The 26,015-nt window shown below is 56.7% G+C and carries 21 protein-coding genes; 12 read left to right on the forward strand and 9 right to left on the reverse strand.

The window, feature by feature from the left end; translation table 11 throughout:
• Positions 1-11: 11 nt before the first annotated feature.
• The 5 genes from ACYCZ5_RS11265 to ACYCZ5_RS11285 form a co-directional block, all read right to left on the reverse strand.
• The gene (locus ACYCZ5_RS11265) at positions 12-1,643 is read right to left on the reverse strand and encodes a response regulator (protein ID WP_461544899.1); all 1,632 of its coding nucleotides are present in this window, start codon (positions 1,641-1,643) and stop codon (positions 12-14) included.
• Complete coding sequence (locus tag ACYCZ5_RS11270) at positions 1,640-3,229, reverse strand: ATP-binding response regulator (RefSeq protein ID WP_461544900.1); 1,590 nt, start codon at positions 3,227-3,229, stop codon at positions 1,640-1,642. The genes ACYCZ5_RS11265 and ACYCZ5_RS11270 overlap by 4 nt, the downstream gene beginning before the upstream one ends.
• Entirely contained in the window at positions 3,229-7,254 is a 4,026-nt protein-coding gene (locus tag ACYCZ5_RS11275) for a PAS domain S-box protein (RefSeq protein WP_461544901.1), read from the reverse strand. The genes ACYCZ5_RS11270 and ACYCZ5_RS11275 overlap by 1 nt, the downstream gene beginning before the upstream one ends.
• 122 nt (positions 7,255-7,376) lie before the next feature.
• Complete coding sequence (locus ACYCZ5_RS11280) at positions 7,377-7,853, reverse strand: response regulator (protein ID WP_461544902.1); 477 nt, start codon at positions 7,851-7,853, stop codon at positions 7,377-7,379.
• 4 nt (positions 7,854-7,857) lie between these two features.
• Complete coding sequence (locus ACYCZ5_RS11285; RefSeq protein WP_461544903.1) at positions 7,858-12,627, reverse strand: PAS domain S-box protein; 4,770 nt, start codon at positions 12,625-12,627, stop codon at positions 7,858-7,860.
• A 276-nt stretch (positions 12,628-12,903) separates the two neighbouring features.
• On the opposite strand from ACYCZ5_RS11285, the gene ACYCZ5_RS11290 reads away from it, so the two are divergent.
• From ACYCZ5_RS11290 to ACYCZ5_RS11325, 8 genes are all read left to right on the forward strand, one after another.
• On the forward strand, positions 12,904-13,128 hold the full coding sequence (locus ACYCZ5_RS11290) for a CsbD family protein (protein WP_461544904.1): 225 nt from the start codon (positions 12,904-12,906) through the stop codon (positions 13,126-13,128).
• Position 13,129: 1 nt separating this feature from the next.
• Positions 13,130-13,375, forward strand: a complete 246-nt coding sequence (locus tag ACYCZ5_RS11295; protein ID WP_461544905.1) for a hypothetical protein — start codon at positions 13,130-13,132, stop codon at positions 13,373-13,375.
• A gap of 11 nt (positions 13,376-13,386) precedes the next feature.
• Entirely contained in the window at positions 13,387-13,524 is a 138-nt protein-coding gene (locus ACYCZ5_RS11300; protein ID WP_461544906.1) for a lmo0937 family membrane protein, read from the forward strand.
• 10 nt (positions 13,525-13,534) lie between these two features.
• Positions 13,535-14,689, forward strand: coding sequence for an iron-containing alcohol dehydrogenase (locus tag ACYCZ5_RS11305; protein ID WP_461544907.1), 1,155 nt, complete (start codon positions 13,535-13,537; stop codon positions 14,687-14,689).
• A 110-nt stretch (positions 14,690-14,799) separates the two neighbouring features.
• Positions 14,800-15,918, forward strand: a complete 1,119-nt coding sequence (locus tag ACYCZ5_RS11310) for an MlaE family ABC transporter permease (RefSeq protein WP_461544908.1) — start codon at positions 14,800-14,802, stop codon at positions 15,916-15,918.
• A 1-nt stretch (position 15,919) separates the two neighbouring features.
• On the forward strand, positions 15,920-16,741 hold the full coding sequence (locus ACYCZ5_RS11315) for an ABC transporter ATP-binding protein (RefSeq protein WP_461544909.1): 822 nt from the start codon (positions 15,920-15,922) through the stop codon (positions 16,739-16,741).
• 23 nt (positions 16,742-16,764) lie between these two features.
• On the forward strand, positions 16,765-17,688 hold the full coding sequence (locus tag ACYCZ5_RS11320) for an MlaD family protein (RefSeq protein WP_461544910.1): 924 nt from the start codon (positions 16,765-16,767) through the stop codon (positions 17,686-17,688).
• Positions 17,685-18,332: an ABC-type transport auxiliary lipoprotein family protein gene (locus tag ACYCZ5_RS11325; protein ID WP_461544911.1), complete on the forward strand. Its 648-nt coding sequence runs from the start codon at positions 17,685-17,687 to the stop codon at positions 18,330-18,332. Before ACYCZ5_RS11320 ends, ACYCZ5_RS11325 begins: the two co-directional genes overlap by 4 nt.
• Positions 18,333-18,386: 54 nt before the next feature.
• Here the strand turns inward: ACYCZ5_RS11325 and ACYCZ5_RS11330 are convergent, their stop codons facing one another.
• Positions 18,387-20,270, reverse strand: a complete 1,884-nt coding sequence (locus ACYCZ5_RS11330; RefSeq protein ID WP_461544912.1) for a bifunctional diguanylate cyclase/phosphodiesterase — start codon at positions 20,268-20,270, stop codon at positions 18,387-18,389.
• A gap of 238 nt (positions 20,271-20,508) precedes the next feature.
• On the opposite strand from ACYCZ5_RS11330, the gene ACYCZ5_RS11335 reads away from it, so the two are divergent.
• The 3 genes from ACYCZ5_RS11335 to ACYCZ5_RS11345 all read left to right on the forward strand — a co-directional run bounded on the left by ACYCZ5_RS11335 (position 20,509) and on the right by ACYCZ5_RS11345 (position 22,796).
• Positions 20,509-20,694 carry a CsbD family protein gene (locus tag ACYCZ5_RS11335; RefSeq protein WP_461544913.1) on the forward strand — a complete coding sequence of 62 codons (186 nt, stop codon included), beginning with the start codon at positions 20,509-20,511 and terminating at the stop codon, positions 20,692-20,694.
• Positions 20,695-20,759: 65 nt separating this feature from the next.
• Positions 20,760-21,737 carry a formylglycine-generating enzyme family protein gene (locus ACYCZ5_RS11340; RefSeq protein ID WP_461544914.1) on the forward strand — a complete coding sequence of 326 codons (978 nt, stop codon included), beginning with the start codon at positions 20,760-20,762 and terminating at the stop codon, positions 21,735-21,737.
• Between the two features lie 21 nt (positions 21,738-21,758).
• Entirely contained in the window at positions 21,759-22,796 is a 1,038-nt protein-coding gene (locus ACYCZ5_RS11345; protein ID WP_461544915.1) for a hypothetical protein, read from the forward strand.
• 218 nt (positions 22,797-23,014) lie between these two features.
• Here ACYCZ5_RS11345 and ACYCZ5_RS11350 read toward each other — a convergent pair whose 3' ends face one another.
• From ACYCZ5_RS11350 to ACYCZ5_RS11360, 3 genes are all read right to left on the reverse strand, one after another.
• Positions 23,015-24,163: an Arm DNA-binding domain-containing protein gene (locus tag ACYCZ5_RS11350; RefSeq protein ID WP_461544916.1), complete on the reverse strand. Its 1,149-nt coding sequence runs from the start codon at positions 24,161-24,163 to the stop codon at positions 23,015-23,017.
• Positions 24,148-24,318 carry an excisionase gene (locus ACYCZ5_RS11355; protein ID WP_461544917.1) on the reverse strand — a complete coding sequence of 57 codons (171 nt, stop codon included), beginning with the start codon at positions 24,316-24,318 and terminating at the stop codon, positions 24,148-24,150. Before ACYCZ5_RS11355 ends, ACYCZ5_RS11350 begins: the two co-directional genes overlap by 16 nt.
• A gap of 66 nt (positions 24,319-24,384) precedes the next feature.
• The gene (locus ACYCZ5_RS11360; RefSeq protein ID WP_461544918.1) at positions 24,385-24,777 is read right to left on the reverse strand and encodes a hypothetical protein; all 393 of its coding nucleotides are present in this window, start codon (positions 24,775-24,777) and stop codon (positions 24,385-24,387) included.
• Between the two features lie 147 nt (positions 24,778-24,924).
• On the opposite strand from ACYCZ5_RS11360, the gene ACYCZ5_RS11365 reads away from it, so the two are divergent.
• Entirely contained in the window at positions 24,925-25,851 is a 927-nt protein-coding gene (locus ACYCZ5_RS11365) for a hypothetical protein (protein ID WP_461544919.1), read from the forward strand.
• Positions 25,852-26,015: the final 164 nt, after the last annotated feature.

Consider the following 26,015-nt stretch of genomic DNA (forward strand, 5'->3'; position numbering starts at 1 on the left):
AAGAATTATCCCTAAATCACTTGATTGATTCCGTGGTGTGCTTGATCAAATGCCTCATCCAGCGCGTGCATGAATTCATCGACTTTGATCGGCTTGGTTATGTAGCGTAAGAAACCCGCCTGCAAGCCGCGCTCGACTACGTGCGGCATGGCATTGGCGCTGAAGGCAATGACGGGGATGTGCGCTGTAGCGGGGTCTGCGCGCAAGATCTTCAGGGCTTCGAAACCGTCGATGTCGGGCAGATTGATGTCCATAAGGATCACATCCGGCACGGATGCGCGTGCGATCTCCACACCGCTATTGCCGTTCACCGCGGTCAGCAAACTGATGTCGGGGTGGCGCGCGACGATCTGCTCGACCAGCTTCATGTTCGATGGGTTATCTTCTACATAGAGCAGCGTGTGTTGCCTTTTTCCACGCGGCGCCAATAGATGAGGCAGTGTCTCCGCTTCTACTCCTGCAATTTCAAGATGCGGATCGGCCACCGTGGTGAGTTCGAACCAGAACACGCTGCCCACACCGACCGTACTTTCCACGCCGATGACGCCCCCCATCAGTTCAACCAGACGCTTGGCCAATACCAAGCCGATGCCGGTACCCTGCACCACACCGGCCTCCTGACCAAGACGATTGAAGGGCTGAAACAGTTGCGCCAATTGTTCGGGAGACAATCCTGTTCCGCTGTCCCTGACGCTGATGCGTGTGCGTCCCGGCGAGCTGCTGCTACATTGCACTTCGATTGCTCCATCTTTGCGGTTGTATTTGATCGCGTTGGAAAGCAGATTGATGAGTATCTGCTTCAAGCGGATGCGATCGGCACTCACAAAGCAGGGGGTGTCGAACTGGGGCAAGGTCAGTTTGATGCCGCGTTGATGCGCTTGCGTATCGATCATTCTCTGGCATTCGTGCAGGATTTCGGCCAGCAAGACCGGTTCCTTCGACATGGGCACATGCCCGGACTCGATCTTGGTCAGATCGAGAATCTCATCGATCAATTGCAACAGATGCCATCCCGCTTGCAGGATCTGCGCGATACTTTCCTTCTGCGATGCAGTGGGTGGAGTGATATCGATCTCCATCAGTTGCGCAAAACCGAGGATGGCATTGAGCGGGCTGCGCAGCTCATGACTCATGCTTAACAGAAAGGAAGATTTGGCGAGGTTGGCTTTTTCCGCCATGAACTTCGCATGCGCCAACTCGGTATTCTTGTCCTGTAAGGACAGATGGTTCTTCACGCGCGCCATGACGATGGAGGGACTGATCGGTTTGCTGATGTAATCAGCTGCGCCGAGTTCCAGCCCTTTTCTTTCGTCCTCGGCTTCTGTCTTGGCAGTCAGGAAGATGACCGGGATGTTCCGCGTCTTGGGGTCGAGCTTGAGTCGGCGGCACACCTCGTAGCCGTCAATGTCAGGCATCATGATGTCGAGCAGGATCAGTGCCGGCGGCGTATCGGATAGCGCTATCTTCAGTGCTTTTTCGCCGCTGTTGGCAACCTTGACCTTGTATTCGTCCTTGAGCAAGCCGTTCATCAGGATCAAGTTGTCCGGCGTGTCATCGACCACCAGTATCGTGACCTTTTCCGGAAGGCTGGCTTCACACGCTGCAGCAATCTCAACGGCCTGTGTGGGTGCTTGGGAGTTCATGCTGTTACCTCTGAATAGCGGGGCAAGCTCACGCTGACGGTTGTCAGGTTTTTCGCTTCGGATATGTCTAATGCAACATTGCCGTTTTGTGCTTCGGTCAGCAACTTGGCAGAATAGGTGCCGATTCCGGTCCCATTCAACTTGCTGTGGGTGACGAATTTGTCGAAGAAACGCGGGCGAATCTCGGCGGGAACCAGCCCCTTGTTTTGGATCAGGATGCGCAACGGGGTCTCGTCTTGCAGGATGACCGACACACGGCTGTTATCGGGCGCCGCTTCGCAGGCGTTCTTCAACAGATTTTGAAAGATCGAATAACAGAACAGGGAATCCCCCAGCACCTGCGGCACTTCAATGCCAACTTGCATATCGCTATCTACCTCCACGGTGAGGTGCTTCTCGGCATAGGTGGTGCGGGCGATTTCCACGATACGACGCAGGAGGGGCACGATCATGACCGGTTGGGCATCAAGGTGGAAACGTCCCTTCTCGATTTTGAATAGTTCGGAAGACAGGTTGATCATGTCGAGTACCTGTAGCGTGGTCTCCTCGATCCGGCGCAATTGCGAAAATTGGGGACTGCTTGCCGAGCTGTCGCTTTCCATCTCATGCAGCATAGCGATCACGCTTGCCAACGGCCCTCTCATGTCATGCCGCATCATCAGTTCGACATCCTCGTGCAATCGCGCGGACTCCAACATGCCGTCGTAGTCGGCCTGCAATTGTTTGCGAAGATTGACGAAGTGCAGAAAATTGCGCACGCGCGGTATCAGCGTGTCGGGGTCAACCGGTTTGCATACAAAATCCACCGCCCCCAATTCCATTCCTTGCAGGCGTGCTTCCTCATCCACCATGGCGCTGACGAAGATAACGGGAATGTTTTCCGAACTTGGATGGTTACGCATGCGTTTGGCGACTTCGAAGCCGTCCATGCCGGGCATCATGATGTCGAGCAGAACCAGGTCGGGCGGATCCATTGAGAGGCAGATACTTAATGCCTTGTCGCCGTTGTGCGCGATCCGTACCCGGTATTCGTCCGTGAATAGATTGGAGAGCAATTGCAGATTGTCCGGCATGTCATCGACGATAAGAATCGTCGTGCGCACGTATTCATGCAAATCATCGCGTACGGGGGCGGGTGAGGCGGCGGGGGGCTGGAAGGTTGCAGGGGCGGCAAAGACCGCGCGCGGTTGCGTCGTCAGGGCTTTGCCCACGCGCGAGGCAAGACAGCTGGCGGTATAAGGTTTGACCAGCAGATCACTCACGCCCGCGCCAATCGCCTCCTCGATGCGGTGTCGTTCCGCTTCGGCCGTCACCATAATGAAAGGCAGGCCCGCCAGTTTGTCATCGCTACGCATTGCCTTGAGCAGATCGAGCCCCGACATGAGCGGCATGCTCCAGTCGGAAAGCACGATGTCCACCGGCTTGTTTTGCAAAATGCGTAGCGCCTCGGCGCCGTTACTCGCCATCAGGATGGTCTCGGCTCCCAGCGAACGTAACTGATTGGCGGTGACTTTGCGCATCGGCTCCAAATCGTCAACGACCAAAAAGATGGTGCGCTTGTCTATCCGGTAGGTGTCATTGGGCATTATTTCGCGGCACCTGAAGGCGTGGTTGAATTGACCGCAACACTCAATAGGGAAAGCGCGGTCTCGTAATCGAACGCATGGATGCGATCTTCAATCTTGCGGATGTGCACAGGAAAGGCGGCAGAGAGCAGATCGGCATTTGTTTCCAGAATATCTCCGGCTGTCGCGTCGTCATCCAGTAACAGTGATTTCAATTGCTCACATACCCGTTCCAGCTCATTCATATCCACGACGACCGCGGTTTTTACTTGATCTGGTGGCAACTTTTGTTGCAATTGATCCACGAAATAGTCGAGCTGTTTTTTCAAGCCGTGTAGTTTTTCGTCGATCACATTGCGATCCTGGCGTTGCTTGATCGCACTCTCCAGATATCCCGCCTGCTGTTGCAAATGGTTGGCACCGATGTTGCCGGCAACTCCTTTGAGTGAATGGGCGAGCCGTTCTGCCAACTCCCACAGTCCATCATCCATCGCGCGCGTGATTTCTTGTGCGGCAGATTTTTGTCCGGCCACGAACTTGCGCAACATCGAAAGATAGAGTGACTTTTTGCCGAGAACGCGGCGCAGGCCGTTGCTCATGTCCAGTCCCTCTATGGCGGATGGCAATTCGATTTCCTGCGGCAGTATTCCAGACGTGTAGGCGCCGGCTTGGCGGCGCGTGATCTGTGCCGCCAGATCCGCTTTTAGTGTGTCATCTGATTTGGGTTTGATCCACTTCAGCAAAGCCGTCCAAAGATCCTCGGGTTCGATCGGTTTGGCCACGTGATCGTTCATGCCTGCCGCCAGGCAACGATCGCGGTCTGCCTGCATGGCGTTGGCGGTCATCGCCACCACGGGAAGTTCGTTGAAACGCACCTCCTTGCGAATCTCGCGCGTCGCGGTCACGCCGTCCATCACCGGCATCTGCATGTCCATCAGCACGATGTCGTATGTGTTCGCCCTGACCTTGTCCAGTGCGATCTGCCCGTTCTCTGCCAGATCCACGATGAACCCGGCATCGGTCAGCAGTTCACTCGCCACTTCTTGGTTAAGGTCGTTGTCTTCGACCAGCAAGATGCGCGCCCCTTTGATGCGGTCGAGTTGATCGAATGTGCCGGATGAAGTATCAAGCAAGATATGCGGGGTGTCGCTGGTGCCATCCATCAGGTGGAGTACCCCGTCGAACAACACCGATGCACTGACTGGTTTGATCAGCACATCCACAATGCCCGCTTCTTCTGCCGCCTTGATGACTTCTTCGCGGCCGTAAGCGGTCACCATGATCATATGGGGCATGCGGTTGAGGGGACGTTGCCGGATGATCCTGGACGTTTCGATGCCATCCATGTCAGGCATGTTCCAGTCGAGGAATACGATCTCGTAAGGTTTACCCTGTGCTTCTGCCGCTTCCACTGCAATGATGGCGTCCTTGCCGGAATCTACCTGATCCACACTGAAGCTCATGCTGCCAAGCAGCTCGCCCAATACCAAACGGGCGCTCTCGTTGTCATCCACCACCAGCACACGCTTACCTTGCAAATCACCGGCTAGCACCAACTTGCGGTGTTGGCGTATGCTTTTGCCCAAGCGTGCCGTGAACCAGAACGTGCTGCCTTTGCCTGGTTCACTTTCTACTCCCACCGAGCCGTCCATCAACTCCGCTAGTTTCTTTGAAATGACGAGTCCCAGACCGGTACCGCCGAATCTGCGGGTGGTGGAGGCGTCGGCCTGCGAGAAATTCTGGAACAAGCGTCCGATCTGTTCTGCGGTGAGGCCGATACCGGTGTCGCGCACAGTGCAGTAAAGCAGGACATCGGTCGCGGTTTCTTCCTTCACGCTGATGCTGATATCTATCTCGCCGTGCTCGGTGAATTTGACCGCGTTGTTGCTATAGTTGATGAGGATCTGTCCCAGGCGCAACTGATCGCCAACGAGGACAGGGGGGACGTTCTTGTCGATGTCAAAGATCAACTCCAATCCCTTGACGGTGGTCTTTTCCCCGATCAGGTCGGCCACATTGTCGAGCACTTTTTCAAGTTCGAACTCGGTATGTTCCACCGTCAATTTTCCCGCTTCGATCTTGGACAGATCCAGGATGTCGTTGATGATGCCCAGCAGATGGCGGCTGGAACCTTTGATCTTGTTGATGTAGTCGCGTTGACGGGTGGTCAGCTCGGTTTTCAATGCAAGATAGGACATGCCGATGATGGCATTCATCGGAGTGCGTATCTCGTGGCTCATGTTGGATAGGAAGTCGGATTTGGCCACGCTGGCCTGTTCGGCCGCTTCTTTGGCGTACCCCAATTCCATGTTATTTTCCTGCAGCGCGCGATCCATGCGTTTGCGTTCGGTCACATCGCGAGCGGCGGCGAATACCCCCTGCAACTTGCCCTCGTGGTTGTTGAACGTGCTCGCGTTGTAAGACACATCGGTTTCTTTTCCACTTTTGCTGCGGGCGGTCAGTTCGTAGTCAGAGAGCTTGTTGTTGCTCAACACCAGTTTGATGCCCGCCTCGGCATGCTCGGGGTCGGTAAAGAAATCCTTGAAGGGCGCGCCGATCAATTCCTCGCGCGTGCAGCCAGTCAGGATGCCCATCTGCTGATTGACGTCGGTGATGATGCCCGATGAATCGGTCGTCATGATGGCATCGATGTTGGATTCGATGAGTGAGCGTGTGTACAACTGCTGGTCGTTCAGGCGCTGATCGAGCTTCTTCTGCTCTGAGATATCGCGCGCGGCGGCAAACACGCCGAGGACGTTGCCCTTGTCGTCTTTGTAAACGGCGGCGTTGTAAAGCACGTCCATGATCCGTCCTGACGTGTGCCGGATGGCGAGCGGGTAATCGCGCACAAAACCCTCGGAGAAGGCCTTCTGGTAACCCTCGCGCGCTTTGTCCGGCTCGGTGAAATAGTTGGAGAAATCCGTTCCGATGAGCTGTTCGCGCGGCACGCCGGTCGCCTGCACGGAAGCTTCATTCACGTCGGTGATCTTGCCCTGCGCACTGATGGTGACCAGCGGGTCGAGCGAGGATTCGATGAGCGAGCGGGCGTATTGCGATGCCTGCTTCTGCACCGTCACGTCGCGCGCGGCGGCAAACACGCCGAGGACATTTCCCTTGTCGTCCTTGTAAACGGCGGCGTTGTAAAGCACGTCCGTGATCTGTCCAGACGTGTGACGGATGGCGAGCGGGTAATCGCGCACCAAGCCTTCGGAGAACACCTTGAGGTAGCCCGCGCGTGCTTTGTCAGGCTCGGTGAAATAGTTGGAGAAATCCGTTCCGATGAGCTGCTCGCGCGGCACGCCGGTCGCCTGCACGGAAGCTTCATTCACGTCGGTGATCTTGCCCTGCGCACTGATGGTGACCAGCGGGTCGAGCGAGGATTCTATGAGCGAGCGGGCGTATTGCGATGCCGTGTTCTTGAGCCGCTGCTGTGTTTCACGGTAGGCCAACCAGGCAAAGGAAAGTACAAACAGAAACGTAAATACACTGGCGATGATGAGGAGGGTGAACAGCAGGCGCATGTTCGATCGGAACTCTGCATCGTGCTGCGCCTGCACGTCTTCCTGTAGCCGGATGAAGCCCTTCATCTCGGCACGAATCGAATCCATCAATTGCTTGCCCTGACCACTGCGTACCATCGCCACTGCGGCAGTCTCGTCATGGTTGCGGCGCAACTCAATGGCCTGCGACATATGCGCCAGTCTGGCATCCACCATTGGTCCCAGTGCATCCAGGTGGTCATTGGCGGCAGGGACTAAGCTAAGCTGACGCAATTCTTTCAGCTTGACGCTGATGCTATTGCGCACCGCTAAATACGTTTCCAGAAAGGCCTCGTCACCGGTAAGCAAATAGCCGCGTTGACCGGTCTCGGCGTCTTTCAACGCGGACAACAAATCGTCCGCGCGGTTCAATGTAACGCGGGAATGCTTCCGCATCTCGCCCGCTTCCTCGACCTGACTGAAAGCCCAGAATGATACGGCCACCAACGACGCAACCAGCAGTGCCGATCCAGCGATCGCGGCAACGATTTTATGAGTGCTTTTCAAGTCGAAATTCCTTTGATCGAGTTCTGAGAAATCGGAAAGTTAAGCAGGTCGGATAGCTCAGCTCTTCCATCATCAAGATCGAGCCGAATAGGATGCTGCTTGTGTTGAGCATCGTGATTGACCTATCTAAAATATCCCGGTATTTGATGTTCCGCATCACGCACGCTTTCCTCAAGCGAACTGATGTAGCGTCGTGTCTCCAATTGCAGCAAACGCATCTCCAGCATGTTGCGCACGCGCGCCAGCACCTCGGTTATCTCGAAAGGCTTGCCGATGAAGTCGCGTGCGCCTGCCTGGAATGCTTCCAGCCTGCGCGCCGGGTGCGCGGTGATGACGATGACGGGGGGCATGTCGTCGGGGTTGGCGCGCTTCAATTCCTCCAGCACCTGGAAGCCGTTCATGCCGGGCATCTCGATATCCAGCAGGATCAGGTGGAAATCATGCTCGCGGTGCAACTCGCACACCCGGCCGGGTTCGCTGGTGGTCGAGATGGAGACGAAGCCGCCGCTGTGCAATATCCGTTTGAGCAACACCACCATGGGCTGCATATCGTCCACGACCAGGATCTTGCCTTTCAGGATATCTGCTGTGTCTACCATGGCATCACGCTCCTGTCTCTACGGTCTCTGCGAGTTGTTCGGCCTTATCCAGTGCCACACCCAGCGTTTCCATGAACTCGTCGACCTTGATGGGTTTGGTCATGTAGCGGAAGAACCCGGCATTGATGCCTTTTTCGATGTCGAGTTGCATCGCATTGGCGCTGACGGCGATGACCGGGATGTGCGAGGTCAGGGGGTCTGCCTGCAGGATGTTGAGGGCTTCGAAGCCGCTGATGCCGGGCAGATTGATGTCCATCAGGATCACATCCGGTTGCTTGTTGCGGGCGATCTCTATGCCCGTGTTCCCGTTCACCGCAGCCAGCAGACGAAGATCGGGGTGGCGCGAGATGATCTGTTCGACCAGTTTGAGATTGGCGGGGTTATCTTCGACGTAGAGCAGGGTATGCACTTTGTCCGAGCGCGGGGGGTGTTGTGGCAGCTGGGCAGATCCGCTCACCTCTTCCATCACCAGCCGTGGCTCGGTCGCCACCATGAGCTCGAACCAGAACACACTCCCTGTGCCGACTTCGCTTTCGACGCCGATGGTGCCGCCCATCAATTCCACCAGACGTTTGGCGACGACCAGCCCGATGCCCGTGCCTTCCTCGCCGCCGGCCTCCTGCCCGAGCCGGTTGAAGGGCTGGAACAGTTGCGCCATCTGCTCGCTGGAGAGGCCCGCGCCGGTGTCGCGGATGCTGACGCGGAGTCGGCCGGCGTTATGGGTGTCGAACTTCACCTCCACCACACCCTGCTTGGAGTTGTATTTGATGGCGTTGGTCAGCAGATTGATGAGCACCTGTTTCAAACGGGTGCGGTCGGCCTTGACGAAATATGGGGTGTCGAACGCGGGCAGCGTAAGTTGGATGCCGCGCTGCTGCAGCTGGGGTTCGACCATGCCCTGGCATTCGAGCATGACCTCCGACAGGGAGACCGGCTCCTCCGAGAGCGGGATCTGTCTGGATTCCACTTTGGCCAGATCGAGGATCTCGTTGATGAGTTTGAGCAGATGCCAACCCGCCTGCAGGATCTGTTCGACGCTCTCCTTCTGCGCGGGCGGCGCGTCGGGTGAGTCGGTCTCCATCAACTGCGCGAACCCGAGGATGGCGTTCAGCGGGCTGCGCAATTCGTGACTCATGCTGGAGAGGAAATCGGATTTGGCAAGGCTGGCTTTCTCCGCCACCAGTCGCGCACCTTCCAGCTCGACGTTCTTCTCCTGCAACACGTGATCCAGCTGCTTGCGTTCCGTGATGTCACGCGCGGCGGCGAACACACCCTGCAACTTGCGGTCGCGGTCGTAGAAGGTGGTGGCATTGATGGACACCACGGTCTCCTTGCCGTCGCGCGTGCGTGCCGTCAGTTCGTAATTGGTGACGTGCTTCTGGGTCAGTACCAGCTTGATGCTGGCTTCGGCTTTATCCGGGTCGGTGAAGTAGTTCTTGAAGGGTGCGCCGATCAGCTCGTCGCGCGTGCAATCGGTGAGCGCCTCCATCTGGTTGTTGACGTCGGTGATGATTCCGGAAGGGTCGGTGGTCATGATGGCGTCGATGTTCGATTCGAACAGGGAACGCGTATAGAACTGGTGGTCGCGCAGTCGCTGGGCGAGCTGTTTCTGCTCGGCTTCTACCTGCTTGCGCGCGGTGTTGTCGGTGCCGATCAGCAGGTAGCCGATGATGGCGTTATCCTCGTCACGCAAGGCGGTGACGGAGACGATGGCGGGGAAACGGCTGCCGTCCTTGCGGATATAGGTCAGCTCGTAGATGTCCTCGATGCCGCGTGAAGCTTTGAACACCAATGCCTCGAAGCCGGGGGTGATGGGGGTGTCCAGTTCGCTGCTCAGGGCGGCGGCCCGTGCGATCACTTCCTGCGGGTCGGAGATGTCGGCCGGGGTGATCTTGTTCATCACCTCGGCGGCGGTGTAACCGAGCATGCGCTCGGCACCGACGTTGAAGATCTGGATCACACCCTTGGCATCGGTGGCGATGCTGGAGAAGTTGGCACTGTTGAAGATGGCGCTCTGCAACGCGCCCGCTTTCTGCAAGGCGGCTTCTGCCTGTTTGCGTGCGGTGTTGTCGGTGCCGATGAGCAGGTAGCCGATGATCTCGTTCTGCGCATCGCGCAGCGCCGTCACCGAGACCACGGCGGGGAAGCGGCTGCCGTCCTTGCGGATATAGGTCAGCTCGTAGATGTCCTCGATGCCGCGTTTGGCCTTGAACACCATCGCTTCGAATCCCGGCGTGATGGGCGTGCCCAGCTCATCGCTCAGTGTCTCGGCACGGGCGATCAGTTCCTGCGGGTCGGAGATGTCGGCGGGGGTGTTCTTGTTCATCACATCGGCGGCGGTGTAGCCGAGCATGCGCTCCGCGCCGACGTTGAAGATCTGAATCACGCCCTGCGCATCGGTGGCGATGCTGGAGAAGTTGGCGCTGTTGAAGATGGCACTTTGCAGCGCGCCCGCTTTGAGCAAGGCTTCTTCCGCGCGTTTGCGCGCCGTGTTGTCGGTGCCGATGAGCAGGTAGCCGATGATGGCGTCCTGATCGTCGCGCAGGGCTGTGACGGATAGCACGACCGGGATGCGGCTGCCGTTCTTGCGGATGGAGGTCATCTCATAGATGTCCTCGATGCCGCGCGAGGCTTTGAACACCAGCGCTTCGAATCCCGGTGTGATGGGGGTGCCCAGCTCCGCACTGAGTGCTTCGGCACGGGCGACCAGCTCATGCGGGTCGGAGATGTCGGCCGGGGTGATCTTGTTCATCACCTCGGCGGCGGTGTAGCCCAGCATGCGTTCCGCGCCGACGTTAAAGATCTGGATCACGCCCTGCGCATCGGTGGCGATGCTGGAGAAGTTCTCGCTGTTGAAAATGGCGCTCTGCAACGCGCCCGCTTTCTGCAAGGCGGCTTCTGCCTGTTTGCGTGCGGTGTTGTCGGTGCCGATGAGCAGGTAACCGATGATCTCGTTCTGTGCGTCGCGCAGTGCCGTTACCGAGACCACGGCGGGGAAGCGGCTGCCGTCCTTGCGGATGTAGGTCAGCTCGTAGATGTCTTCGATGCCGCGCTTGGCCTTGAACACCAGTGCTTCGAAGCCCGGCGTGATGGGGGTGCCCAGCTCCGCACTCAGCGCTTCCGCGCGGGCGATCAGCTCCTGCGGGTCGGAGATGTCGGCCGGCGTGTTCTTGTTCATCACCTCTGCGGCGGTGTAGCCGAGCATGCGTTCCGCGCCGACGTTGAAGATCTGGATCACGCCCTGGGCGTCGGTGGCGATGCTGGAGAAGTTCTCGCTGTTGAAGATGGCGCTCTGCAGACCGCCGGCTTTGAGCAGGGCTTGGGCGGCCTCTTCCCTGATGGTGATGTCGCGCAGGATACCGGTGTAGTGGCGCTCGCCACTCAACCACATCTGGCTGAGCGAGATCTCCACCGGGAAGCTGCTACCGTCCTTGCGCCGCCCCGGGATGTTGCTGCCGATGTCTATGGTCGCTTCATCGTCACCGGCTCTCAATCTCTCGAACATCTCCGAGCGTCTGGCCTGCTCTAGATCGGGTATGAGCAGCACGAAATTCTGGCCGACCAGTTCGGCGGCCGAATAGCCGAACATGCGCTCGGCGGCCGGGTTCACTGTCTCGATGATGCCGTCTTCGGCGCGCAGGGTGATGATGCCGTCGACCACGCTGTTGAGGATGGTCTGTATCAGCGATGCATTGTCGCGCATCGCCTGCTGCGTGGCGTATTCGTCCGTGACATCCCTGAACACCAGCACCGCGCCGATCACTTCGCCATTCGGCATGGTGATCGGTGCGCAACTGTCGGCGATGGATTTCTCACTGCCGTCGCGTGCCACAAGGATGGTGTGGTTGGCGAGTCCGTGTACCGTGCCATGGGCCAGGGTGTCCAGAACCGGGATGGCAGCGGGCAGCCGGGTGTCCTGGCTGATGATATGGAAGATGTCGCCTATGGGTAGTCCGATGGATTCCTTTTGCACCCAGCCGGTGAGGTTCTCCGCTTGGGGATTCAGGTAGGTCACGTTGCCGTCGGCATCGGTGGTGATCACGGCATCGGCGATGGAGTGCAGTGTGACGGCGAGCTTCTGGTCGGTCGCCTGCAGGTCGAAGTAGGCGTGTTGCAGGCGTTGATTAGCGTCTTCCTGAATATCGAGGAGATGTTTCGTCTCCAGATGCACGGCGTCTTTGAGCTGTTGCTGTGCTTGCCGATAGAACAGGTAAGCGAACATCAGCGCGAACAACAAGGCAGACAGGCTGGCAGCGACGATGAGGCTGAAGAGTCGCAGCATATTCAATTGGAATGCCGCATCGTGCGCGGCCCGTGATTCTTCCTCTATCTTGATGAAGCGCCCCATCTCGGCGCGTATCGATTCCATCAGCAACTGGCCCTTGCCGTTGCCGACGATGGCGAATGCTCCCGCCATGTCATGCTTGCGATTCAAGGCGACAACGAGTTTCAGCTCCTCCATCCACGCGTCCACCATGGGGGTCATGTTATCCAGGTGTTTTTGGGCGGCTGCGACAGTCGTCATCTTGCGCAACGCCTGCAGGCGTTCTTCCATGCCTTCTCTGACCCTTAGATAGGGTTGCAAAAATACTTCGTTACCGGTCAGCAGGAATCCGCGTTGTCCCGTTTCGGCATCCACCAATTCAGACATCAGGCTGTTGGCGTCGCGCAGCACGGTGTAGTTGTGCATGCGCAGGATGTCTGCCTTGTCGATCTGATGGTATGACCAGAAGGTCAGGCCGATGCCAAACATGACCGAGAGTGTCGCAGCCATGAACCACAGTATTGTTTTATGGGATTGTTTCAAAGTGGATGATTCCTTCAACTGTAAGTGCCCCGCGTCGTGGATGCGGCCATGGGATTCGGAGGACGCAAAGATGATTTGCGCATTGGAGCGGATAGTGATGATTCGGGGTTTTGTGTTCTGTGCGCCTACGCACATACCCCGCCTGAAAACCCCGGAAACTTCCTTGCGCGTGCGTTAACGCACAGAGTCTGGTCGCCGTGTGCGCAATGATGTGCGCAGTTTTCGGATGCAGGAGGATCGGCTATGAACTGGGATCAGGTGGCGGGAAGCTTGAAACAGATCAAGGGGCGCAGCATGCAACTATGGTGCGGCATCACCCATGATGAATACGGTGCGATGCTGGCCAGACACTTGTGCACCGACGGCCGTATCCAGTGCTCCAAGGGCATCCATTCGGAGGAGGAAGAAGACCAACTCGACGAGTGGATGTCGGAACACCAACTGCTGCCGCGCCCGGACAAGCACTGATATGAATCTGCCCGGCCATGCTGCGGCCATCCTGATGCTGACACTGGTGTTCACGGGATGCACCACGGTCGGGATAGGCGTCGGTGTGACCATCGGGGCTGCGCTCGGCGCTGTGGTGGGCACGGGCGGGACGGCGAGCATCGTCGGCGGCGCTTTGGCTGGCGGATTGATAGGCAGCGATATTGGCGATGCGACGGATGACAATGCCGAGACACAAAAGGAATCATCACAGCCGGAAGTCTTATAGAAAGGAATACCATGCTTTATACCGTTGCATTGATCATGATCGTCTTGTGGTTGTTCGGGCTGATCACCGCCAACACCATGGGGGGCTTCATCCACGTACTGGTGATCATCGCCATCGTGGTCGTTCTGGTCAGGGTCATCCAGAAGTAAAGATCGCATCGTGCAGAACTTCACCTTTTACAACCCGACCCGCATCCTGTTCGGAAAAGGGCGCATCGCCGATCTCGCGCGAGAGATCCCCGCGCAGTCGCGCATCCTGATCACCTACGGCGGTGGCAGCGTCATCAAGACCGGCACGCTGGATGAGGTGAAGGCCGCGCTCAAGGGTTACACCCTGTTCGAGTTCGGCGGCATCGCGCCCAATCCCAGTTATGAAGAGTTGATGGACTCGGTCGAGCTCGCACGACGCGAGAGGATCGATTTCCTGCTGGCCGTGGGTGGCGGTTCTGTCATCGACGGCACCAAGTTCATCGCGGCCGCTATCGGCTTCGAGGGGCTGCCGTGGGACATCCTTGCCAAGCAGGCGAAGATCAAGACAACCATTCCTTTCGGCTGTGTGTTGACGCTGCCGGCGACGGGGTCTGAGATGAATGACGGTGCGGTGATCACCCGGGAAGCGACCCGCGACAAACTCGCGTTCTCCAGCCCGCTGGTCTTCCCGCGTTTCGCCATACTCGACCCGGCCAAGACGCTTACGCTGCCGCCGCAGCAGGTCGCCAATGGCGTGGTGGATGCTTTCGCGCACATCATGGAGCAATACCTCACTTATCCGGTCGATGCGAAAGTGCAGGACAGGTTCGCCGAAGGATTGTTGTTGACGCTGATCGAGGAGGGCCCCCGGGCCTTGGCGGAACCCGCCAATGAAGCGGTGCGCGCCAATCTGATGTGGACGGCCACACTGGCGCTCAACGGCCTGATCGGGGCCGGTGTGCCGCAGGACTGGGCCACGCATATGCTGGGGCACGAGATCACCGTACTGCACGGCATGGACCACGCACAGACGCTGGCGATCATTCTGCCGGCCATGATGCAGGTCAGGCGTGATGAGAAGCGCGCCAAATTGCTGCAGTACGCGGAACGTGTCTGGCGATTGCATGATGGCGACGAGGACGGTCGCATCGACCGGGCGATCGCTCTGACGCGCAGCTTCTTCGAGTCGTTGAACGTGAAGACCCGCCTGTCGGATCACGGCATCGGCAAAGACGCCATCCCGGCACTGGTCGCGCAATTGAAACGCCACGGCATGACCGCGCTGGGGGAGCATCGCAACATGGATATCGAGGTTTCCCGGCGCGTGTTCGAGGCGGCTGCGTGAATGCTTCTGAAGATTCTTGAGATAGCGGAGCGCTGGTTCTCTGTGTGTTGCCGTACAAACCTGCAGCGCAGGTTCGTCTAAGCTGATATCCCCGCTCTTGGTATTCATCCATGCCCGACCTGTCGGCCGCCTCCATCACGCTTTCCGAATCCACGCCACAACAGATCGTGTTGGCCGGGGCTTGGACTGCGGGTGGCATCACCGGTCTGGGGAAGGCTCTGGATGGGATCGAACCGGTATCGGGCGCAGTCGTGGATGGCTCGGGTATCCATGCGCTGGATAGTGCGGGTGCCTGGATATTGCATGCTTTCCTGAAGCGTATCGGGGAGGGGACTGATGTCCTGCCGGTGCGGGAGATGAGCCCGCCCTTCGCACGTCTGCTGAAGGAAGTGGCAACGCTGGAAGGTGCCATGCCCGTATCTCGCGAGCGGCCCATGCCGATGTTGGAGGGGTTTGGCCGCTTCGTCGCGGCCGGATTCGATCAGGCGTATGCACTGTTCAGTTTCGTCGGCGAGTGTGCGGTGGCCTTCGCTGGCAGCATCCGTCACCCTTCGCGCATCCGCTGGCGTCCCATCCTGTTCAACATCCGCAGCGCCGGGTTCGATGCGCTGCCCATCGTGGGTCTGCTTTCGTTCCTGCTCGGTATCGTGGTCGCCTTTCAGGGGGCGGACCAGCTCAAACAATACGGTGCGAACATCTTTGTGGCGGACCTGATCGGGCTTTCCATGCTGCGCGAGTTCGCCCCATTGATCACCGCCATCATCATCGCGGGTCGTTCCGGTTCGGCCTATGCCGCGCAGATCGGCTCGATGTCGGTGAGCGAGGAGATCTCCGCCATGCGTACGCTGGGTATCGCGCCGCTGGAACTGCTGGTGCTGCCCAAGATCATCGCGTTGGTCATCGCTTTGCCCCTGCTCACGGTGTTCGCGGATGTGATGGGGGTGCTGGGCGGCATGCTGATGGCCGGTTCGCAACTCGATGTTGGCTTCGTGCAATTCTTCGATCGCTTCGTTTCGGCAGTCAGCGTCACCTCCTATCTGATCGGGATATGCAAGGCCCCCGTGTTCGCCGTCATCATCGCCATAGTCGGCTGTTTCCAGGGGTTCCGCACCAGCGGCGGTGCGGACAGCGTGGGGCGTCAGACTACGCGTAGCGTGGTGCAGTCCATCTTCCTGGTGATCTCGGCGGATGCTTTGTTCTCAGTGGCGTTCAGCCTGTTGGACATGTGACATGCATACGGCGACCAACCATGACGAAGCAGTGATCGAGGTCAGAGACGTCAGGACGAGTTTCGGCGACAAGGTCGTGCATGACGGCCTGGACCTTGAGGTACATCGTGGCGAGATATTCGCGCTGATCGGCGGCAGCGGTTCGGGCAAATCCACGTTGCTGAACGAGTTGATCCTGCTGCAGCGCCCCGATTCCGGCTCGATCAAGGTGCTGGGTTCAGACCTGCTGCAGATCGACACGGCCGAGATGCTGGACATACGTAAACGCTGCGGCGTGATGTTCCAGCATGGCGGACTGTTTGGCGCGCTCACGGTAAGCGAGAACATCGGGCTGCCGTTGCGCGAGCATTCCGATCTGGATGACGCACTCATTGACGCGCTTGCCGCGTGGAAACTCTCCATGACCGGATTGGCGCCGGAGGTGGGGGCGATGTATCCGACCTCGCTCAGCGGCGGCATGATGAAACGCGCTTCACTGGCGCGCGCGCTGGCGCTGGACCCCGAACTGGTGTTTCTGGACGAGCCGACATCCGGTCTTGATCCGGCGAGCGCGGGTGAGGTGGATGAGCTCATCCTCAAGATGCGCGACCTGTTCGGTCTCACCATCGTGATGATCACGCACGACCTCGACCTGCTGTGGCAGGTGGCCGATCGTGTCGCGGTGCTGGCCGGGGGAAAAGTGCAGGGGGTCGGTTCGATGGACGAACTGGCGCAGTCCAAAAATCCCGAGATACAGAAGTTCTTCGCCGGACCGCGCGGTCGGGAAGCGCAAGCCCAGGAAAACCCTCAAACAGAAAATCAACTCGCCGGGAGCCCATCATAGAAACCAAAGTCAACTACGCCCTGGTGGGTGCCTTCGTCCTCTTGCTCGGCTCGGTGCTGGTCGCGGTCGCGCTATGGCTGGCCTCGGGCGGTGCTTACCAGAAGAAGTACGACCTTTATCTGGCCATCGTGGACGAATCGGTGTCGGGCCTGAATGTGAACGCGGTGGTGAAATACAACGGCGTGGATGTGGGCAATGTGCGGAAGATCAGTCTCGATCACAGCGACCCGGACCGGGTGATATTGCTGTTCGCCATCGAGCGGGGCACGCCGGTCAGAGTCGATACCGTGGCGGTGCTGAAGACACAGGGGCTGACCGGATTCGCTTATGTCGAGCTCAGCGGCGGGAGCAAGGGTTCGCCCCTGCTGCAAAAGACGGCGGGTAACAAATATCCCATCATCCAGACCATACCCTCGCTCAGCGCGCGGCTGGAGAACGTGCTGACCAGTGTGATGACCAAGCTGGATAGCACATCGGACAACATCAATTCGATACTGAGTGCCGAGAATCAGGATGCCTTCCGGCGCGCGCTGGCCGACATCGCCGTGGTGGCGCACACCTTTGCCGAGCGCAAGGATGAACTCGATAGCGCGATGACCGATATCGCGCATGCGGCGAAGAACGCTTCGCATGCATCGTTGCAACTCAGTCCCGTGCTTACGCAGATCGACCAAGGGGCGAAAGCGGTGGAGAAGATGGGTAACGAGATGGCGCAGACGAGCATCACGGCCGGCAAGCTGGTGGAAACTGTCGGGGCCGATGCGCAACGCTTCACAGCGGAGACCCTGCCGGAACTGGAAAGATTGCTGGGCGAGCTGACGGTGTTATCCACTTCGATGCGCCGCCTGAGCGAACAGATCGAACGCAATCCGGATGGCTTGCTGTTCGGGCGCACACCACTCCGGGAAGGACCGGGAGAAACATCAAAAGGAGCCTCCGCACCATGAACAGATATCACTATCCATTGGGCGCATTCGTACTCACGCTGCTCTTGAGCGGCTGCGGGGTCGTGGGACCTTCCGCAAGCGTGCAACCCACTTTCTATGCCCTCGATGCGCTGCAATACGATGCGGCGCAGACGGCTGAACCGGCATACACCACAGCGCGCCGACCGACGCTCATCGTCAATCCGACCCATGCGGCGGCCGGCTATGACAGCCAGCACATCCTCTACGCGCGCTTGCCGCACCAGCTTGAATACTTTGCACACAGCGAATGGGTAGACACACCGGCGCGCATGTTGACGCCGCTCATCGCCAACGCGCTGGCGCGCAGCGGTGGCTACCGGGCAGTGGTGTTGACGCCCAGTGCGGCAGTGGGCGAGCTGAGACTGGATACCGAGATCGTGCGTCTGCATTATGAAATGGATATGCAGCCGAGTCGGGTGCGCTTCACTTTGCGTGCCTACATCGTGGACACCGCGAACCGTCGGGTATTGGCATGGCGCGAGTTCGACGAATCGGTCGGGCTGGAGACCGCAGGCCCTTACGGTGTGGTGGTGGCATCCAACCGTGCCGTACACAACGCGCTTGAAAAACTGACTGTCTTCGCCGGTGAGGAAGCTGCCCGCTGGACGGCAGCATCACCGTGATCGGGTTGTTGCCGGATGGGACAGGGTGATGTTTACCTACCCATGCCCGCACATTCAACTTATCGCATCATAGAACCGGATCTGATTACGTCCGGCTTCCTTGGCCTGATACATCGCGATATCCGCCCACTTGAGAAGATCTTCGGTGCTGGCCTGACGGCCAAGGAACACCACCACACCGATGCTCGATGTGCAGCAATGTTTGATTGCGGCTTCTTTGTTCCCCTCGCTTTGAATCGTCAGTTCATAAGGCTCGGCCAATGCAAGACGGATCTTTTCGGCCACGATGGCGGCTTCTGCAGCAGAGCGGTCTTTGTCCGTATCCAGCTCGCGCAGCAACACCACGAACTCGTCACCGCCAAAGCGCGACACCGTATCCGTTTCCCGCACGCAAGCACCGATACGTCGCGCCACTTCGACCAGCAACAAGTCGCCCGAGCTGTGCCCGTGCGTATCATTCAGCGCCTTGAAGTTATCCAGATCCAGAAACATTAGCGCGCCATAACGACCGCTGCGTTTACCGGAAGCCATCGCCTGTGCCAGCCTGTCGGCCAATAAACGCCGGTTGGGCAATTGCGTCAACGCATCGTAGAAGGCCAGCGTGTGAATGAGCTCTTCCGCCACTTTGCGCTCGGTAATATCGTAGAACCAACCCAAAACGCCCGCCTCATTCCGGTAATCCAGGTTGAAGTAGGACGACAACGCCCATTTCTTCTTGCCACCCGGGATATTCAGCTCGATCAGTTTGTTGCTGACACTTTCCCCGCGAGACAAAGCCTCGAGCACTTCCTGGTATTCCTGCGGCTTGGCGTAGTACATCTTCGGGTCGATCCCGTCCACTTGATCGGCGGGCGCCTCGATCAGCTCGGCATAACGCTGATTGGAGAACATCACCTTGCGCCCGCTCGCATTGGCAATGCGCACGGCAATAGGGCTGGTCTCCAGCATCAGGCGAAACCGCGCCTCGTCTTTTAGCAGGATCTTTTTTGCGCGCCGCAGGGGCAACCAGAAGCCTAGCGAAACCAGACTGAATACAACGGTCGCGATACCGTACTTCCAAATGCGTCCATGCCATGCAGCAAGATAGTCCTCCTCGGAAATGCCCGCGAAAACGATCAGCGGCAGCTCGCCGACCTGTTTGAAGCCCAACTGTCGCTTGATACCGTCCACGGACGACCGGTTCAAGTAAACGCCATGTGTGTCCCCGTTATCGATATATTTTTTTACGACCAGGGGCACGACTTTTCCCATCAATTGCTGATTGGGCGGATAGCGTGCCACCAAGTGCAGTTCCTTGTCGTACATGGCGACTACGCCATGTGCCCCCAGATCAAGCTTGCGGTACAGGGTTTGGAAATGGTCCAGATCCAGAATGACCACCGCGACACCGGCAAAGCCGCCCGTTTCAAAATTCAGCCGGCGCGTTAGCACAATGGTCCATTTGTTGAAGGTGCGCGAAATGATCGGGGAAGAGATCACCAGACCGGCATTCTGGTCGCTTTGGTGGGCAGTGAAGTGGGAACGATCGGCGATATTGATACGTGGGGTCTGATCAAGCGAGCTGTATATATGATTTCCCTCGGCATCTGAAATATGGATCGCCTCCACTTCGGGCTCGCCTTCAGTCTGCGATCTCAGCAAAGCATGGATCTGCTGCTGGCGTGCGCTACGCTCCCCGTGCGAAACGCGCATGTCATTCGGCTGCAGATTCCTTTGCACTTCGCGCAACAGCAGATCGCCTTTATCCACGATAGCCAGCGCATGCTCTTCCAGCAGCATGGTGAGATTCTCGACCTCAACCCTGGCATGCCGGGTCTCGTCCCGATATTCACTGGCTAGACTCGCCAATAGCAAAACGATGAAGCCCGCCAAACCGGCAACACCGGCAAATACCGTTAGGCTGAAAAATCGACGGTAAGTGGCGGGAGCATCCTTCATATGGTTTTCACCTGTAGATATATTTCGCGCGCAAGATGTTGCATCGCACAGGTACTTATAAACGGTTTTACAGGCGGGTCTGTACGGCATGGCACACAGCCTGCTTCCGGTATCCGGGCTGACCTTGCATCCAACGTGTGCCTGCCTTGGTTAGCTAGCGCACAGACTGCAACGGGGGCTGGTCGTATCTTGCAACTTATGCAGGGCTTTCCTGCCAATCAAGCCGAAGGGATGCGGAATGAACAAGGATCAAGTCAAAGGTGTCGTGAAAGACATCGCAGGAAAAGTACAAGAGGAAGCGGGCAAGTTGGTGGGTAACAAGGAGCAGCAAGCCAAAGGCCTGGGAAAACAGATCGAGGGCAAAGCCGAGAAGGCTTATGGCGATGCCAAAGAAGTCATCAAGGATGCGACCAAGCATGCCTGAGCTTGCTTAGTGAGGAAGATGGCCGCGATATGCGGCCATTTTTGCGTGTGGATCGAGGATAGAAGATGAATACCAATCCAGAAAGTGCGCTTTTCAGCAGATCGGCATTCCCGGCCTTGTTCTCGATGATGCCTATCTTGGCGCTGTCTCTCACCGTCGCCGGCGATGTCTTTGCGGCACCGGCGGGCGTAACCGTCACCAAGCATAAAGCCGTCAAATCATTTAGCAACTGTGCAGGCTGCCCCAAGATGGTGATCGTTCCGGCCGGCCATTTCGAGATGGGTTCGCCTGAGGCCGAGGCGGGGCGCGGCGACGATGAGGGGCCGCTGCATCAGGTCAAGGTGGCCAGGTTCGCGCTGGGAAAGTATGAGGTTACACGCGGTGAGTTCGCTGCATTCGTCAAGGCCACGAAGCACAGCTCGGGCGACCGGTGTGGGACGCTGGAAGAGGGCATGGTGGAGGACCGCAAAGGCGATTGGCTTGTACTGCACTACGGCCAGAGCGAGCGTCATCCCATCGGTTGTATCAGTTGGGACGATGCGCAGGCGTATGTCAAATGGCTCTCGCGCAGGAGCGGGAAGAAGTATCGCCTGCCGACCGAGGCTGAATGGGAATACGCGGCGCGTGCGGGAACGACCACTTCACGTTTCTGGGGTGACGATGCGGATCTCGCCTGCGGCTACGCCAATGCCGCCGACAAGACCGCGCAATCCTTGATCGAGGGGGCCAGTTCGTGGGGGATACATGCTTGCGTGGACGGTTTCGACTTTACTTCTCCCGTGGGCAGCTTCAAAGCCAATGCCTTTGGTTTGCACGATATGTTGGGCAACGCTTGGGAGTGGACCGAGGACAGTTATCACGAGAGTTATGTCGATGCGCCTTTGAACGGTAAAGCCTGGCTGGGCGATGGCGAGAAGCGCGTGCTGCGCGGCGGGTCCTGGAACAATGGTCCGCGCAATGTCCGTTCCGCCGGGCGCAACAGTTCAGTCCCCGGCAAGCGATTCAGCTTCTTTGGTTTTCGGGTGGCGCGCACGCTGCCATAACGGGCGAACGGCGCTTATGTCATGTCAGGCTTAATGTGGATATCGCGTTTTGCGAGGATGCTGTTGGCGGTCCTGGCGGTGAGCTATGCCATGCAGGCACAGGGAGAGGCGCAGGTGCAGGGAGAGGATGCGGTCGTTACCGAACCCATCGTCGCAGAGACGCCGCCCGTGACACCAGTGCCTGATGTGTTCGACCCCCTTGAGGGAACGCGCGACTATCTTTCCGGCAGGTTGACGCGATTCGCCAGTTACATCGACAGTTTTTTCGGCGGCAACCAGCATTTTCAAGAGCGCAACTCCAGCGTGATGCGTGTGGATCTTTCGCGGGCGACGGGATATGGCGGTACTGGGCAATATGACTTGTCTGCCAATCTGAATCTGCGTCTGCCTATCTCGGAAGGGAAGTTGCATCTGCTGGTCGAGACCGATCCGGAGCGGAATCTGGAGGATGAACCGGTGAGGAGTTCGACCGTCATGAATACCAAGCCCTCGACCCGTAAGAGCCTCGCGTTGGCAGCCCGCTATGCCGTGGAGCAGGAGAATGACTGGAGCTATCGCACGGATGCGGGCATCAGGTTCCCGCTACCTTTGCAGCCTTTCGTACGGTCCAAGGTCGGCTATTCGACACCGTTGGACGATTGGCGGCTGACCATAGGGCAATCAGTCTATTGGTTCAGCCAGACCGGCGTGGGTGAGACGACCCAACTGGACCTGCAGCGTCAGGTCAGTCCGTCGATAATGTTCCGTGCCACCAGTCTGTCCATCTGGCTCAAAGACAATCCGAACTTCAATATGAGCCAGAGTTTTTCGTTCTATCACACGGTGAGTGACCGGACATCGCTGATCTATCAGGCCAGCGTATTTGGTGTCAGCGAGCCGAGCACGCAGATGACGGACACGGTGTTCCTGGTCCACTACCGTTATCGCCTGCATCAGAAATGGCTGTTCTTCGAGTTCACACCGCAGTTGCATTTTCCCAATGCGAATGACTACAAAGCCAGCCCGGCAATGAGCATGCGACTGCAGATGCTGTTTGATGATGCGCGGGCATCACCATGATGGGGAGGGGATAGCGCGGGAATTGGCCTTGCAGGCCGCTTCGGGCTACAAACAGCACGCAGGTGCTGTTTGTTTAACGCCCTTCGCCCCGCGTCCGTCCCGGACGGGAATTCAATTCCCAATGTTCGCTTAACAAACAAAAAAGCCCACCCTTACGGATGAGCTTTTTTGTTTGTTGGTGGAGGCGGGGAATTGAAAGTTGCGCGCATGCTTTACTTTCAATCAGTTGCCGCTGAAGCGTGACTAAACTGTGACCATTGGGCTGCAATCCTGCTTCCAGCGGAATTATCTGCCGAGGGAAGCCAGCGACCATATCGTCTGCGAATCATACCCCAGTCGGCATGCCCCATCTGTTGCGCCACCCACATCGGATTTTCTCCCGCGGATAGTAGCGAACTGGCGTAGGTGTGCCGTGTTTGATAGGGATTTCGGTAGGGAATGTTGGCCGCTTTTAATGCCGGAATCCAACCGACCTTGCGAATTTGTCCGTCTGTCTCCCAAGGCTGGTTTGACTGGTCGCAGTGAAAGATTCTCCCACCCTTGGAAAAGGTGTATTCACGCTGGCTCCGCAATGCTTCGCGTGAGAGCGGGGTAAATTGGACGTCCCTTACCCCTGCTTTGGTTTTCGGTTGCTTGATGATTTTTCTGACGCTGGCACGAGTGACTCGAATGACCTCCCTATCCCAATCTATATCGCCCCACTCAAGCGCAACCAATTCTGAGGAACCAAGGCCTGAGCCAAATGCGAATTGAAATAGGTTTCGCGTCTGTGGCAGACAATTTTTCAGAATCGCCTGAATCTCATCCATTGCAAATGGTTGTGGTTCATCTAAACGATGTGGAATGTTCTTGATGCGCTTCGCAGGGTTGGAGTCTATGAGCTCATCCAAAAACGCATCTTCAAGCACGATACGCAAGGGAATGAGCACGTTGTTGATTCGTTTTCCCGATATTGAAAGCCCCGCAATCCAAGTTTTGATGTCGTTTGCCGTTAATTTTCGGATTGGTGTGTCGCCGAAGGCGGGAATCAGATGGTAGTAAATTGCGCTTTGGTAGCCGCGAAGAGTGCTGGCCTCATATTCCCTTCTTGGATTACGTAGAAAGTCTTCCAGAGCCTCCCTAACCGTTTTCTTGGTGAGTTTCCCTAAAGTTGAGGCGTGTCGGCTCTCTGGGAAATGTTCGGCGTAATTGAAGATGCCGAGCGCTATTTCATGAAGAACGGTAGAACGCTTTCGCGAAGCATGCAGGAGGTTGGGCTTTGTAGGTGGGAGTTTGATTGTTTCTCGGCAACGTCTGCCTTGATAGTAGAAATCAATCTCAATGCCTTTTCCGCTTTTGGGGCGGACGCCTTCTAGCTTTCTATCCATCTCTGAATCTCACGCAGATTGAAATGGATGCGACCGTCAGGTGCCTTGCGCCAATGGATGTTGCGCAGCCATACGCCTTTCTTCATCTTGGCGCGGATGGCGTCTTCCGTGTAGCCGATGAGCTCTACGACCTTGTTGATTAAAACCCACTGCATTGCACACCTCATAAGGGAACTTTATGTTCCCATTGTGAGGGCGACAAAAGGGTATGTCAAGAACCTTTAGAGGGAATTCATTTCCCTTCTGTTCTCAATCTTAATGTCACCACTGACGACTTTCCAGAAGTTGGAAATTTTCTTTGCCAACGAATATCCGATGCTTCTATCCGAAGATGCGGTTTCTTCGGGGAAAAGCTCTTTGGCATTTATTCCTAGGATGGTCTCGTACTTCTTGAAGGTTTTTTTGCTGTGGATGATGGCGAGCGGCTTCCAGCCTATCTGGAACCCCAAGCGCATAAAGCCAAACGCAGATTCCAATTCATCGAAATTGCCATGAAACTTGGCGATGGCCATCAACTCGATTTCTTGGAGTTGCTTAAGTTTTTCGGATGAGAGTGGTTTGAGGCGCGAAAGGTTGTACTTGATGCGTTCCTCTTCGGTCATGGCTTTGCTCATAAGTTATACCTCGACTCAATTTTGAATGACGATAGCCGATTAAGGGGATTTCAGCAACCTTTAATCGATTGTGATGAAGGTTGAGCGGCTATTGTGCGAATATGACGAATAAATGCATCATGATTCATTGAGACTTAAGAGGACATCATGGAAATAAATAAACAGAATCCCTTTTCGTTCTATGACTTCTTAGGGTATCTCACGCCTGGAGCAGTATTTCTTTATGGAGTTTGGCTGAGTGTTTCCCATGGGCAGCAACCGTTACAAGGGAAATCCCTAGATTTTCTTTCTCAATTTTCTTTTGAAAAGCCTCAGATATACATTCCCTTGGTTCTATTAGCTTACATAGTGGGACATTTTCTTTCATTTATCTCATCAATCACAATCGAGCGTTTTTCAATCTGGGCACACGGATACCCGTCAAAGTATTTATTGGGAGTTCCCAAAAAAGATTATTTTCCAAAAAACGAACACCAGAGAATAGTACTTAGATTTTTAATTGGCTTGGTCCTCACACCAATAACAATCATGGATTGGCTCCTTGGTGAAAAGCTAAAAATGCGGGAGTTGTACGCAAAGCAAGTTGATAAGTACTTGGAAGAAATACTAAGAAGAAAGATGTTCATATTGACGAAGCGTCATATTGGAGTATTTCCAAAAATCGAAAAGCATGGAAAGGCTAGTGAGGTTGATTTGTTTATCTACGCATACCACTTTGCCGTTGAGAATGCCCCGAACCACCTCCCGAAAATGCAGAACTATGTCGCGCTATATGGCTTCCTCAGAACATTAACTCTGTTGTCTATATTGTCTTATTGGTCAATATGGTGGCATATAGCGACAGACTCAATATCAGCGAAAACAGGATTCATTATTATGGGGGTCGTTTCGGTCATCTGCTACCTGTTATTCATGGCGTTCGTAAAATTTTATCGGCGGTTTTCCTTGGAGGCGCTTATGGCAATGGCGGTGACGATCGAGGACGGGCACGACGCTATAATGCAAATAGGAACTGACAAGGAGGATGTTAAGGATGTTGAGGATGTTGCGCCAACAAGTTCTAGCACGAGTTAACCCAACATTTTCTTGAGATGGTGTCTGTATTCGAAATGGAGGGTGTCCGGAATTTTGTGTAAACGGGGTTTCTCTACTGCTGCGACATCCGTTCCTCGAACTGGATGGTAAACCGGTTTAGCGCAGACTTCCAATCTCGGATCGGCATCGTCCACTTCTTGCTG

The sequence above is a fragment of the Sideroxydans sp. genome, from assembly GCF_054604835.1.